The organism is Myceligenerans xiligouense (genome assembly GCF_003814695.1).
Taxonomy (GTDB): domain Bacteria; phylum Actinomycetota; class Actinomycetes; order Actinomycetales; family Cellulomonadaceae; genus Myceligenerans; species Myceligenerans xiligouense.
Window position 1 is genome coordinate 1,263,322 of record NZ_RKQZ01000001.1, and the last position, 12,539, is coordinate 1,275,860.

The following is a 12,539-nucleotide window of genomic DNA, read 5'->3' on the forward strand; positions in this document are numbered from 1 at the left end:
CACAGGAGGACATCCGTGCTGCACACCGCGGTCCAGATCGCCGAGACCACCACTGAGCACGCTGCCGAGCTGCCCTTGCCGCCGCTCGTGTTCGGCCTGATCGCCTTCGGCTCGCTCGTTGCCGGTCTGCTGTTCACCTTCGCCTTCCGCAACGTGAACAACCGGCATGCCGAGGTTCCCGTCTCCCACGACGACACCAGCCACTGAGGCCGCGGGTCGGACCGGCGCCAGTGACAGCTCAGCGGCCCCGTATCGGCGTGATGGGTGGGACGTTCGATCCCATCCACCACGGCCACCTGGTGGCGGCCAGCGAGGCCGCCGCACGGCTCGACCTGGACGAGGTGGTCTTCGTCCCCACGGGGCGGCCCTGGCTCAAGCACCACCAGCAGGTCACGGAGCCCGAGCACCGGTATCTCATGACCGTGATCGCCACGGCGTCCAACCCGCGGTTCACGGTGAGCCGGGTCGACATCGCCCGCCCCGGGACCACCTATACGGTGGACACCCTGCGGGACCTGCGGCTCGAGCGCCCCGACGCCGATCTCTACTTCATCACCGGCGCCGATGCGATCCAGCAGATCCTTACGTGGAAAGATGCCGAGAAGCTGTGGGACATGGCACACTTCGTGGCGGTCACACGCCCGGGGCACCGCCTGACCGTGGAAGGGCTGCCCACGGACGGGGTGACGACGCTAGAGATCCCGGCACTCGCGATCTCGTCGTCCGACTGCCGTCGGCGTGCGGGTGCCGGGCTGCCGGTGTGGTACCTGGTGCCGGACGGCGTGGTCCAGTACATCGCGAAGCACGGACTGTATCGAGGTCTTCAGGATGAGTGACAACAATGGCCGGCCTCTGACGCGGCGCGAGATCCGCGAGAGGGAGGCCGCGGCGAGAGCGGCCGCGGAGGGCGGCGCACAGGCTCCGGGGGGTCCGCCGCAGCGCGGCGCGGGGCCCTCGGCCGGTGGCTTCCCGCAGCAACCGCCGCCGGTCGCCAGGCCGCCGCAGGCGTCCGGCACGCGCGGTGTGGACGCGACGGGCCGGCTGACGCCCGTGCAGCAGCAAGGCGGCGCGCCCGGCGGTGACGCCCCGACCGCGTTCCCGCCGTCTCGCGGCGGCGGCGCCCCCTCGGGCGGCTCGTCCTCTCCGTTCCCCGGCCGCCCCGGCGCCCCGGCGGACCCGGCCGGCAGCCCGTCGGGGTCACAGAGCCCGTTCGGTGGCCGTCCGGGTGCTCCGGCGGGCCCGGCAGGCGGCCCGGCGGCTCCGCGGAGCCCGTTCGGTGGCCGTCCCGGCGCTCCGGCGGATCCCGCAGGCGGCCCTACCGGTCCGCAAGGCCCGTTCGCGTCCCGGCCGCCGGGACCCGCGTCCGCGCCCGGCGCCCCGGCCGACTTCTCCGAGGAGACCGTCCGCCGGGCGCCGCAGGCCGGTTCGCCGTGGGGGTCTCCCACCCCGACGCCCGGCGGCCCCGGTCAGGCGGCTCCTGGAGCCCCGGCCGGGCCAGGCGGTCAGGGCGCCCCGCCCGCCGGTTCGCCGTTCGGCGACCGCGGCGCGAACCCCTCGAGGGCCGAGGCCACGCAGGTGGCGCCCGCGGGTGTCCCGTGGGGCCGGAACGCTCCGGCACCGGGTCCCGGAGGCGCCCCGGCGCCCGGCGGCCCGCCGCCAGGTGCCTCGCCGTTCCCGCCGGCCGGGGGTGCCCCGGGCACCCCGCCCGGCATGCCACCCGGTCCGGGCGGCCCCGGCGCGCCCGACCGGGGTTTCGACGCGATGGTCGGGCCGGGGCGGCCTCAGGCTGTTCGCAGCGCCCCAGGGCCTGAGGACGACTGGGACGAGATGGAGGAGGATCCCGGTCCCTCCTACACCTGGTTGCACTACGTCATCCTCGTGGTGGTGGCGTTCGTGCTGGGCCTGCTGATCTGGAAGCTCGTCCTGGAGGAAGACCCCTCCTACAGCGCCGACCAGGCCGCGCAGTGGATCGCGTCGGTGCTTCCCGGGACGGGCCTCGCATGACGGCGACCGAACGCGCGCGCGAACTGGCCGTCGTGGCCGCCCGCGCGGCGAGCGACCGCAAGGCGCAGGAGATCATCGCCCTCGACGTCAGCGACCAGCTGGTGCTCACCGACATCTTCCTCATCGCCTCGGGGACGAACGAGCGCCAGGTGTCGGCGATCGTCGATGCCGTCGAGGAGGCGATGCACAAGGCGGGCTCGAAGGCGATCCGCCGGGAAGGGCTCTCGGAGGCGCGCTGGGTGCTGCTGGACTTCGGCGACGTCGTCGTGCACGTGCAGCACGCCGAGGACCGCGTGTACTACGCGCTCGAGCGCCTCTGGAAGGACTGCCCGGAGGTCGAGCTGCCCGACGACGCCCGCGGTGGCGGCGACACGGCCGAGTTCGGCGGTTCCGACACGGACGCTGCCATCCACCTCGACCCGGGACACCGCCAGTGACGGCAGGCACCATCGTTCTGCTGAGGCACGGCCGCACCGCCTACAACCACACCAAGCGCCTTCAGGGGCAGGTCGACATCCCCCTGGACGACGTCGGCCGCTGGCAGGCGGAGCAGGGTGCGAACGCCCTCGCCTCGTCGCACACGGCGACGAAGGTGGTGTCCAGCGACCTGCAGCGCGCCTTCGACACGGCGACCGCGTACGCCAAGCTGGTGGGCGTGGACGTCGAGTCCGACGAGCGGATGCGGGAGCGTTCGTTCGGCGAGTGGGAGGGCCTGAACAGCGAGGAGATCGCCGAGCGCTGGCCCGACGAGCACGCGGCGTGGCGCGCCGGCGCCGAGCCGGTGCGAGCCGGTGCGGAGTCCCGTGCGGCGGTCGCCGAGCGGATGACCACCGGGGTGCTGGAGCACGCGGCCGGGCTGGGCGCCGAGGACACGCTCGTCGTGGTCTCGCACGGCGCGGCGATCACGCTGACACTGACCCGGCTGCTGGGCCAGGACCCCGTCGAGTGGCGGGGCATCAGCGGCCTGCGCAACGTGCACTGGTCGCATCTGCACGCCGCTGACCTGCAGGGTCACCCGGCGTGGCGGCTCGTGGCGCACAACGTGGGCGCGGGCTACCCGCTGGACCACTGGCTGGCGGGCCCGGACTGGAACCTGGAACCCGGCGTCGCGGGGGAGTGACCGGAGACCGCCGGGAGGCCGGCGAGCCGTCGAGCATCGTGAGGAGGAGCCGTGGGACGTTCCTGGGCGGAGCAGCGCACCGAGGCGGCACGCCTGCAGGCCCGGCGCCTGAGTGAGCGGCAGGATGCCGAGCACGCGCGCGCCGAGATGATGCTCGCCGAGTTCGTCGCGGCGGCGCGCGACGCGGACCTCGCGGCCGAGCCCCTCGTGGTCCGGGGGTACGGCGGGCGGGGGACCGCCCGCACGCCGCTGCGCGGCTGGTACCTGCGAACCGACCGGACCGCCGCGGTGTCCGACGACGGCGGGTTCTACGTCCTGACCGCGCCGCTGACGCTGCTCGACCGGATCCGGGGAGTGCGTCCGGAACCGAAGCGGCCGCCGCTCGTGCTCGGCGCCGGCGGCAAGGACGGCGACTCGATCGATCTCGCGATGGCGCTCGACCGCCTGCTGCCGGGGTGGCAGGGGACGGCACCGGGCGCCTGACGGGCAACGGCGGGGCGGGTTCCGGGGGTATTCCTCGCGGCCGCACGCCGGCTCCCCGCGCGTTGGCCGGAGCCGCGGCGGCACGGCTACGGTCTGCCAATGCGTCTCACCCATGACACGACAGGTTCCGGGCCCGACGTCCTGCTGCTCCACGCGGGCGTCGCCGATTCACGGATGTGGGGCCCGCAGGTCACCGCGCTCGCTCCACGTCATCGTGTGACGGTGTGCGACCTGCGTGGATACGGCAGCACGCCGCTGACCAGCGAGCCGTACAGCGACGCCGACGACGTGCAGCAGCTCCTGGACACGCTGCGGGCCCCCGCCACGATCATCGGTTCCTCGGCGGGCGGGCACGTGGCACTCCAGGTCGCCTCCGGCTGGCCCGACCTGGTGGATCGGCTCGTCCTGCTCAACCCCGCCTACCCGCTGCCGGCCACGCGTTCGCTCGAGCGTTTCGCCCGGCGCGAGGGCGTCCTGCTGTCGGCCGACGACATCGAGGGAGCCACGGAGCTCAACGTCGCCACCTGGATGGGCCCCGAGGCCGACGACGGCGCGCGCGATCTCCTGCGCACCATGCAGCGTCACGCCTTCGAGGTCCAGCTCGGCGCCGGCGACGGCGTGAACCAGCTGCCCGGCCCGGACACGGACCTGTCGCGGGTCACCGCCCGCACGCTCGTCGTCTCCGGCGGTCAGGACCTGGATCACTTCCGCGAGGTCGCGGCTCACGTCGTCGCGAGGATCCACGGCGCGCGCCACGTCCAGCTCGGCTGGGCGGGCCACCTGCCGAACCTCGAGCGTCCCGAGGCGATCACGGACCTGATCCTGGCGTTCCTCGCGGAGCGGTAGACCTGGCCGGGCACCCGGCGCGCCGTCGTGAGGACCGGGGCTGACGGTGCGTTGCCGGCCCGAGGCTTCAAGCGTTAGTGTCTGCGTATGCATGCGGACAAGAAGATGTGCGGGATGGAGCCGTCCTCCGAGTACGTCGACCTCGCTGCCGAGGTGCTGAGCATCCTGTCCGATCCCACCCGGATCAGGATCGTGCTCGCGCTCCGGCAGGTCGACGAGCTGCCCGTGGGCGCGCTCGCGGAGATCGTGGGCAAGAAACCGTCGGGCGTCTCGCAGCATCTGGCCCGGTTGCGGATGGCTCGCATGGTCACCACCCGGCAGGAGGGCACCAGCGTGCTCTACCGGCTCACGGACGAGCACGCGATCGCCGTCGTGGCCGAGGCGATCAAGCAGGCCGAGCACGCGGTCGCGAACGGCCAGCTACCGCCGCACCACCACTCCGCCGGGCAGCCGCGCGCCGGATCGTGACGAGGGCGCCGACGTGATCGCGGTTCTCCGCAACCCCACCTACGCGAAGCTGTTCGGCGCACAGGTCGTCGCCCTGCTCGGCACCGGCCTGCTCACGGTGGCCCTCGGCCTGCTCGCCTTCGACATCGCGGGCGGTGACGCCGGGGTCGTGCTGGGGATCGCGATGACGATCAAGATGGTGGCCTATGTCGGCGTCGCCCCGGTGGTCAGCGCGCTGACCCACCGCCTGCCGCGCGGGCCACTGCTCGTCGGCGCGGACCTGGTGCGCGCCGGTGTGGCCGTCTCGCTGCCGTTCGTGGCCGAGGCGTGGCAGATCTACCTCCTGATCTTCCTGCTCCAGTCCGCCTCGGCCACCTTCACCCCGGCGTTCCAGGCCGTGATCCCGTCGGTGCTGCCCGGCGAGGCGGCGTACACGCGGGCGCTGTCGTTGTCGCGCCTGGCCTACGACCTGGAGTCGCTGGTCAGTCCGATGCTCGCCGCGGCCCTCCTGACGGTCGTCACCTACCACGACCTGTTCGCCGGCACGGTGGCCGGATTCCTCGCCTCCGCGGCGCTCGTCCTCGCCTCCCGGACACCGCGTGTCGAGGCGCCCCCGCACACCGGATTCCTCGACCGGCTCACCCGCGGCGTCCGGGCCTTCCGGGCCGGTTCCGAACTGCGCGGCCTGCTGGCGCTCGATCTCGTCGTGGCGACCGCGACGGCGATGGTCATCGTCAACACGGTCGTGCTGGTCAGGGGCGAGCTCGGCGGGACCCAGTCCGACGTCGCGCTGTTGCTGGGTGCCTACGGGGCCGGGTCCATGGCCGTCGCCCTCGTGGTGCCCGCGCTGGTGGACCGGACACCCGACCGGCGTGTCATGCTCACCGGGGCGACGCTGCTCCCGATCCTGCTGCTGGCCGCCGTGCCGCTCATGGTGGGGCCGGGCGACGCGGCGCAGTGGGTGGCCCTGCTGGCGGTGTGGTTCCTCCTGGGTGCCGCGACCTCGGCGATCCTGACCCCGTCGGCCCGGCTCCTGCGCCGGAACAGCGGCGAACCGAACCGCCAGGCCGTGTTCGCCGCCCGGTTCTCCCTCTCCCACGCCTGTTTCCTCGTCACCTACCCGCTCGCGGGATCTCTCGGCGCGCTCGTCGGGCTGCCCGGGGTCGCCCTCGTGCTCGCCGCCATCGGGGCGGCCGGGACGGTCTCGGCCTTCCGAGCCTGGACCCGAGTTCGCCGGCTCGCCGCTCCGGCCCTGAGCGTTCGTCGCCGCCGGGTCAGGTGAGCGCGGCGATCGCGTCCTCGGGCGTGGTGAGGTCGGCCATCGTCATCGCGCCGGTCGTGGCGACGGCGGTGACGCGTGACGCGGCGAGCGCCGTGAGGCGCCCGGTGGCCTCCGACTGCCCGGTTCCCTGGGCCTGCCGCCGTTCGCCGGTGCGGCGGTTGCGTGCGACGAGATGCCACGCGGCGGTGCCCAGGTGGGGGGCGCTCCCGAGGACTCCGCGCAGGGCCGGGAGGCGCCCGACGATCGCGAGGGCGGTGGTCATCGGCGCGGCGCTGAGGGTGAGGTAGGAGCGGACGGCGAGGCCGCGGGAGTCGCCGAGGAGGACGTGGTCGGGGAAGTCCGCGCGGAGGTAGCGCCTGCTCCGTCCGTCCGGCCCGGTCTCCCGCCTGGTCGCGATCAGGTTCCGTACGGGCGTGCCTTCGGGGGGCCGGTGGACGTCCGTGCCGACGAGGCCCGCCGTCCACGTGACGGCCGCGGGGCCGTGCCGCTCCCCGGAGCCGAGCATGACGAGGACGTCGATGTCGTCACCGCGCCGGCCGCCCAGGGCCGAGACCAGGACGGTGCTGAGGCCGGGCACGAGGCCCGCTCCGAGCACGACCGGGCCGTCCGCGGCCGACCGGAGCGCGTCGAGGTAGGCGCCCGACGCCGAGATGTCGACCAGCGGCGTTCCGTGCACGGCGGCGGCGATGCCGGCACGTTCGATGCCGGACGCGTTGACGACGACGTCGTGCCTGCCGGCGAGGCGCGTCAGGGCGGAGAGGTCGCCGCGCAGGTCCACGCCGGTGTCACCGCTCGTGGTCCGGCCCGCAGCGGTCACGGTGTGGCCGGCGCGTGACAGCTCGCGGTGCACGACGGCGCCGACCGCGCCGCGCGCGCCGAGCAGGAGCGCCTTCATCGCGGGCCTCGCGCGGGAGTATCGGGAACTGTGGTGTCGGTCATGCGGACCACCAGCCTTTCGATCCGTCCGACGGGCAGCCGGACGACTCCGATGTTCCCCGCGGCGGGCGGTGGGGCCCAGCGTTCTTGCGGAACCTGCAAACATTGGCGGATGGAAACGGATGTCGCGGTGGTCCTCGACGCGATCGGTCCGCGGTTGCGCGCCCTGCGGCGGTCCCGCGGGCTGACCCTGGCCGCCGTGGCCGACCGTGCCGGCCTGTCGCCGAGCACCCTGTCCCGTCTGGAGACGGGCGGTCGCCGTCCCACCCTCGACGCGCTGATCCCGCTCGCACGGGTGTACCGGGTCTCCCTCGACCGGCTGGTGGACGCGCCGGCGACCGGGGATCCGCGGACGCGGCTGGAGCCCTACCGGCACGCCGCGGGCGGGGTGATCGTCCCGCTCACGCGCCACCCGGGCCGGGTCCAGGTCTTCAAACACGTCGTGAGCCCTCGCGAGCCCCGGCTCGTCTCCCACGGCGGCCATGCCTGGCTCTACGTCCTGGCCGGCAGGCTCCGGCTGATCCTGGACGACGACGAGCACCTGCTCGGGCCGGGCGAGACGGCGGAGTTCGTCCCCCGCACGCCTCACTGGTTCGGCCCGGCGGACGACGCGCCCGTCGAGCTCCTGCATCTCTTCGGCCCTCGTGGCGACCGCCCGGTCGCCCGCGTCGATCGGACGGGCCGGGATTCACGATAGGTCACCGCTCGCTGTATGGTCAGCGTGTGCTGACTCTTGCCTCGCGGGTGGACGTGATGAACCGGCTGGGCCGGGCGATGGCGGATCCGACGCGCTCCCGCATCCTCCTGGCGCTCCTGGAGTCCCCGGGATATCCCGCCCGGCTCGCCCGTGACCTGGAGCTGACGCGGACGAACGTGTCGAACCACCTGGCGTGCCTGCGCGGCTGCGGGATCGTCGTCGCCGAGCCGGAGGGGCGGCGGACCCGGTACGAGATCGCCGACCCGCACCTGACCGCCGCGCTCACCGCGCTGGTGGACGTGACGCTCGCGGTCGACCAGGACGTGCCGTGCATGGACCCGCACTGCACCGTGCCGGGCTGCTGCGACCAGGGCGCGGGGGAGGCGCGGTGAGCGACGCCGGGGATGCCTGCTGCGGCCCCGACCCCGCCGCGCCCGGTGACGACGAGGAGGCGGACACGCGCCCGCCGTGGTGGCGCGATCCCGCCCTGCTGCCGTCGACGATCTCCGGTGTGTTCCTGGCCGGCGGGCTCGGCCTCGAATGGTCCGGCGCGGTCGTTCCGGCACTGGTGGCGCAGGGGATCGCACTGCTGGCCGGTGCGTGGACGTTCGTGCCCGGCGCCGTGCGCGGCCTGGCACGGGGCCGACTGGGCGTGGGCCTGCTGATGACGATCGCCGCGGCCGGCGCCGTCCTGCTCGGCCACGTCGGGGAGGCCGCCGCCCTGGCGTTCCTGTTCTCCCTCGCCGAGACGCTGGAGGACCGCGCCATGGACCGGGCCAGGGAAGGGCTGCGTGCCCTGCTGTCCCTGATCCCCGAGACCGCCCGGGTCTCCCGCGCGGGTGGGGACGTCAGCGTCCCGGTCGCCGGCCTCCGCGAGCGCGACCTGCTCCGGATCGGGGCGGGGGAACGCGTCGCCACCGACGGCGTGGTCGTCGAGGGGCGATCCAGCCTCGACACGTCCGCCGTCACCGGTGAGGCGATCCCCGTCGAGGTCGGGCCCGGGGACACCGTACCCGCCGGAGTGGTGAACGGAGCCGGGAGCCTGCTCGTCGAGGCCACCGCGAACGGCCGCGACAACTCCCTGACACAGATCGTCGCGCTCGTGGAGCAGGCACACGCCCGCAAGGGCGACCGCGCCCGGCTGGCCGACCGGATCGCCCGGCCCCTGGTGCCGGCCGTGCTGGTCGCCGCCGTCCTGGTCGCCCTCTTCGGCGTGCTCACCGGGGACCCGTGGACCTGGATCGACCGCGCGCTCGTCGTGCTCGTCGCCGCGTCGCCGTGCGCGCTCGCCATCGCCGTCCCGGTCACCGTCATCAGCGCGATCGGCTCCGCCTCCCGCTTCGGCGTCGTCATCAAGTCCGGCGCCGCGTTCGAACGGTTCGGCACCATCCGCACGGTCGCCTTCGACAAGACCGGCACCCTCACCCGGGGCCTGCCGGGCGTCGTCGACGTCCGCACCACCGGCGGAACCGGCCCGGACGACGTCCTTGCGCTGGCGGCAGCCGTCGAGTCCACCAGCACCCACCCGCTGGCCTCCGCGATCACGGCCGCCGTCCCCGGCGTCACACCGGCGTCGGACGTCGTCGAGGACGCCGGGCACGGCGTCACCGGCCGCGTCGGCACCCGCACCGTGAGGGTCGGCAACCCTCGCTGGATCGATCCCGGCGAACTGCGGGACGACGCCGACGGCCTGGCCGCGGCCGGCGCCACCGTGGTCGTCGTCGAGGCCGACGGCGCGGTCGCCGGACTGATCGGGGTGCGCGACGGGCTGCGGCCGGAAGCCGCCGAGACGGTCCGGATGCTGCACGAGCAGGGCATCGACGTCGTCATGCTCACCGGCGACAACACGCGCACCGCGCACGCGCTCGCCGCGGAGGCCGGGATCGCCGACGTCCGGGCGGAGCAGCGCCCCGCCGACAAGGCGCACGCGATCACCGGACTCACCGCCGTCCGGGCGACGGCCATGGTCGGCGACGGCATCAACGACGCCCCGGCGCTCGCCACCGCCACCGTCGGGATCGCGATGGGCGCCGGCGGCTCCGCCGCGGCCGTGGAGTCCGCCGACATCGCGTTCACCGGCCACGACCTGCGCCTCATCCCGGCCGCGCTGGCCCACGCCCGGCGAGGGCACCGCATCATGACGGTCAACATCGCCCTGGCGCTCGCGATCATCGTCGCGCTGTTCCCGCTCGCGCTGTTCGGCGTGCTCGGGCTGGCCGGGGTGGTGCTGGTCCACGAGGTCGCCGAGGTGGTGGTCATCCTCAACGGCATCCGCGCGGCACGCCACCCGGCACCGTCCCGTCGGAGACAGCCCGGGGGCCGCCTCCGGCCGCCGGAACGAACCCTGGCGGCTACGGGAGGATCAGGCAACGACGGCGCGGGAACCGTCTAGTCGTTCGTGCGGGCTCGTGGCTGGATGGAGGCATGACCACTTCACCTGTCACGTATGGATTCGCCGCCACCATGACCGCCAGGCCGGGCCGCGGCGACGATCTGATCGAGCTGCTCCTGTCGGCACTCGACGAGGGCAACCCCGCCGCGAGCGAGTCCTGCGTCGTGTATCTCGTCAGCCGCTCGGCCGCCGACCCGGACGTCGCCCAGGTGATCGAGGGCTGGACGTCCGAGGAGGACCACCACCGCGTGTTCGCGAGTGAAGCCGCGAAGGCGATCGTCGCCCGGTTCGCCGACCTCCTGGAGGGTGATTCGGTGTACACCGACCTGACGCCCGCCGGCGGGAAGGCGCGGTTCTGATGCCGGGCAGTGCCGGCGCGAAGCTCGCGCGCCCGGGCGTCGATCCCGAGATCGCCGCCTTCCTGGAGCGGTTGCCGGCGATGCCGTCCCTGGACGCGGACACGCTGGCGACGATCCGCCCCTACTCCAGCGCGCCGATCGAACCGCTGTTGGAAGGTCGTCGCGTGCAACGCCGTGAGCAGAGCGTACGCAGCCACGACGGCGTCGAGCTGCCGATCACGGTGCTCGTGCCCGAGGAGCGCACGGGTGCGGCGCCAGGAGTGCTGTGGCTGCACGGAGGCGGGATGGTGATGGGCGACCGGTTCTCCCAGATCGACATCCCGCTCGACTGGCTGGACGAGCTGGGCGCGGTGGTGGTGACGATCGACTACCGGCTCGCGCCGGAGGCGACCGGGACGACGCTGGTCGAGGACGGCTACGCCGGCCTCGTCTGGCTCGCGGAGCATGCCGCGGAGCTCGGTGTGGATCCGGACCGCCTGGTCGTCGCCGGGACCAGCGCCGGCGGTGGCGTCGCGGCCGGCGTGACCCTGCTCGCGCGCGATCGTGCCACGCCGGCCGTCGCCGCCCAGGTGCTCGTCTGCCCGATGCTCGACCACCGCGGCGGTACCGTCTCCACGCGCCAGTACCCGGCTCCCTGGGTCTGGTCGCGCGAGTCGAACGAGTTCGCGTGGGAGGCCGTTCTCGGCGGTGCGGGCGGCGAGAACGTGTCCGCCTACGTCTCCCCGGCGACCGCGGAGGACCTGTCCGGCCTGCCGACGACGTTCATCGACGTCGGGTCGGCCGAGGTCTTCCGTGACGAGGGCCAGAGGTACGCCGGCCGCATCTGGGAGGCCGGTGGACAGGCCGAACTGCACGTCTGGGCGGGCGGCACCCACGGGTTCGACACCATGGCGCCGGGCACGGCGATCGCCCGGGCGGCTCGTGCGGCCCGGACGGCATGGCTGCGCCGGGTCCTCGACCCGGCCGTGCCGGAGACCCCGCGAACCTGACCGGTGCCGGAAAGGCCGGGCACCTCGCGGTGGCCCGGCCTTCCCTGTGAGCGGTGACGACGTCCCCGACCGGGAACGTCGAGGCGTTCACAACGCGAAACCGCCGGAGACCTGGAGGTCCTGGCCGGTGATCCACCCGGCGTCCTGCGAGACCAGGAACGCGATGATCTTGCCGACGTCCTGCGGCTCCCCGATACGGCCGAGCGTGGTTCTCGCCGCGATGCCGTCGATGATCTCCGGGAAGCGGTCGAAGGCGTCGTCGGCGATGCGGGTGCGCGTGGGGCCGGGCGCGACGGAGTTGACGACGATGCCGCGGCCGGCGAGCTCCTTCGCCAGGTACCGGGTGGCCGTGACGAGGCCGCCCTTCATCGCCGCGTAGCCGGAGTACCCGGCCTCCGTGTCCCCGGCCCGCACGGAGCTGCTCGAGACGTTCACGATCGACCCGCCGTCCTGCAGCACCGGCAGCAGAGCCTGGGTCAGGAAGTAGGGGCCCTTGAGGAGCACCTGGTAGTACTGGTCGAACGCGTCCTCGGTCATCTCGGCGAACGGGAGCCCGCCGCCGAAGCCGGCGTTGTTGACCAGGGCCCGGACCGTCGTCGTACCCCATGCCGTGCCGATCGCCTCCGCCAGTCGCTCCCGGAAGTCGGCGAAGTGCTCCACGCGTGCGATGTCGAGCCGGAGGGCGACCGCATCGCCGCCGACCTCGCGGATCAGCCGAACCGTCTTCTCAGCCTCCTGCGCGCGCGAGTTGTAGGTCACCACCACGTGCATCCCGCGCCGGCCGATCTCGACCGCCGCGCCACGCCCGATGCCCGCGCTCGCTCCGGTGACGACCGCCACGGGCGGGCCGTCGTTCTCGTTCTGGTAGGTGTTCTGTTCCGTCGCTGTGTTCACCCCTCCAGTCAAACCGTGGCAGCCTGGCCCGAGGTAGAGCGATCCCGTCGAGTTCTTGCCCGATCCTGCCGCCATCGGGAGGAATCGCCC

16 protein-coding genes are annotated in these 12,539 nt (G+C 73.8%); 14 read left to right on the forward strand and 2 right to left on the reverse strand.

From position 1 onward, the window contains the following. Window positions 1–15: 15 nt before the first annotated feature. From EDD34_RS05350 to EDD34_RS05385, 9 genes are all read left to right on the forward strand, one after another. Window positions 16–207: a hypothetical protein gene (locus EDD34_RS05350; RefSeq protein ID WP_123813646.1), complete on the forward strand. Its 192-nt coding sequence runs from the start codon at window positions 16–18 to the stop codon at window positions 205–207. Window positions 208–230: 23 nt separating this feature from the next. Beyond that, complete coding sequence (gene nadD / locus EDD34_RS05355; RefSeq protein WP_123813647.1) at window positions 231–836, forward strand: nicotinate-nucleotide adenylyltransferase; 606 nt, start codon at window positions 231–233, stop codon at window positions 834–836. Window positions 837–1,827: 991 nt separating this feature from the next. Continuing rightward, on the forward strand, window positions 1,828–2,004 hold the full coding sequence (locus EDD34_RS20600) for a hypothetical protein (RefSeq protein WP_170176976.1): 177 nt from the start codon (window positions 1,828–1,830) through the stop codon (window positions 2,002–2,004). Further along, window positions 2,001–2,441, forward strand: coding sequence for a ribosome silencing factor (rsfS, locus tag EDD34_RS05360; protein ID WP_123813648.1), 441 nt, complete (start codon window positions 2,001–2,003; stop codon window positions 2,439–2,441). Before EDD34_RS20600 ends, rsfS begins: the two co-directional genes overlap by 4 nt. Continuing rightward, window positions 2,438–3,124 (forward strand): histidine phosphatase family protein, encoded by a 687-nt coding sequence (locus tag EDD34_RS05365; protein WP_123813649.1) that lies wholly within the window; start codon window positions 2,438–2,440, stop codon window positions 3,122–3,124. Before rsfS ends, EDD34_RS05365 begins: the two co-directional genes overlap by 4 nt. 51 nt (window positions 3,125–3,175) lie before the next feature. After that, complete coding sequence (locus EDD34_RS05370; protein ID WP_123813650.1) at window positions 3,176–3,607, forward strand: hypothetical protein; 432 nt, start codon at window positions 3,176–3,178, stop codon at window positions 3,605–3,607. A 99-nt stretch (window positions 3,608–3,706) separates the two neighbouring features. Then, window positions 3,707–4,453: an alpha/beta fold hydrolase gene (locus EDD34_RS05375; RefSeq protein ID WP_123813651.1), complete on the forward strand. Its 747-nt coding sequence runs from the start codon at window positions 3,707–3,709 to the stop codon at window positions 4,451–4,453. Between the two features lie 87 nt (window positions 4,454–4,540). Further along, on the forward strand, window positions 4,541–4,921 hold the full coding sequence (locus tag EDD34_RS05380) for an ArsR/SmtB family transcription factor (RefSeq protein ID WP_246012202.1): 381 nt from the start codon (window positions 4,541–4,543) through the stop codon (window positions 4,919–4,921). 13 nt (window positions 4,922–4,934) lie between these two features. Continuing rightward, the gene (locus EDD34_RS05385) at window positions 4,935–6,182 is read left to right on the forward strand and encodes an MFS transporter (RefSeq protein WP_123813652.1); all 1,248 of its coding nucleotides are present in this window, start codon (window positions 4,935–4,937) and stop codon (window positions 6,180–6,182) included. Here EDD34_RS05385 and EDD34_RS05390 read toward each other — a convergent pair. Beyond that, window positions 6,175–7,077 carry a saccharopine dehydrogenase family protein gene (locus EDD34_RS05390; protein WP_123813653.1) on the reverse strand — a complete coding sequence of 301 codons (903 nt, stop codon included), beginning with the start codon at window positions 7,075–7,077 and terminating at the stop codon, window positions 6,175–6,177. The two genes, EDD34_RS05385 and EDD34_RS05390, sit on opposite strands and share 8 nt — an antisense overlap. 153 nt (window positions 7,078–7,230) lie before the next feature. Here EDD34_RS05390 and EDD34_RS05395 point away from each other — a divergent pair, with 153 nt between their 5' ends. The 5 genes from EDD34_RS05395 to EDD34_RS05415 are packed head-to-tail and all read left to right on the forward strand — an operon-like array spanning window position 7,231 to window position 11,555. Further along, entirely contained in the window at window positions 7,231–7,815 is a 585-nt protein-coding gene (locus tag EDD34_RS05395) for a helix-turn-helix domain-containing protein (protein ID WP_123813654.1), read from the forward strand. 26 nt (window positions 7,816–7,841) lie between these two features. Continuing rightward, window positions 7,842–8,207 (forward strand): Cd(II)/Pb(II)-sensing metalloregulatory transcriptional regulator CmtR, encoded by a 366-nt coding sequence (gene cmtR / locus EDD34_RS05400; RefSeq protein WP_123813655.1) that lies wholly within the window; start codon window positions 7,842–7,844, stop codon window positions 8,205–8,207. Next, window positions 8,204–10,207: a heavy metal translocating P-type ATPase gene (locus tag EDD34_RS05405; RefSeq protein ID WP_123813656.1), complete on the forward strand. Its 2,004-nt coding sequence runs from the start codon at window positions 8,204–8,206 to the stop codon at window positions 10,205–10,207. The genes cmtR and EDD34_RS05405 overlap by 4 nt, the downstream gene beginning before the upstream one ends. A gap of 32 nt (window positions 10,208–10,239) precedes the next feature. Next, window positions 10,240–10,566, forward strand: a complete 327-nt coding sequence (locus tag EDD34_RS05410) for a putative quinol monooxygenase (protein WP_123813657.1) — start codon at window positions 10,240–10,242, stop codon at window positions 10,564–10,566. After that, window positions 10,566–11,555: an alpha/beta hydrolase gene (locus EDD34_RS05415; RefSeq protein ID WP_123813658.1), complete on the forward strand. Its 990-nt coding sequence runs from the start codon at window positions 10,566–10,568 to the stop codon at window positions 11,553–11,555. The genes EDD34_RS05410 and EDD34_RS05415 overlap by 1 nt, the downstream gene beginning before the upstream one ends. An 87-nt stretch (window positions 11,556–11,642) precedes the next feature. On the opposite strand, the gene EDD34_RS05420 is transcribed toward EDD34_RS05415, so the two are convergent. Beyond that, window positions 11,643–12,449 carry an SDR family NAD(P)-dependent oxidoreductase gene (locus EDD34_RS05420; RefSeq protein WP_246012203.1) on the reverse strand — a complete coding sequence of 269 codons (807 nt, stop codon included), beginning with the start codon at window positions 12,447–12,449 and terminating at the stop codon, window positions 11,643–11,645. Between the last annotated feature and the right edge of the window lie 90 nt (window positions 12,450–12,539).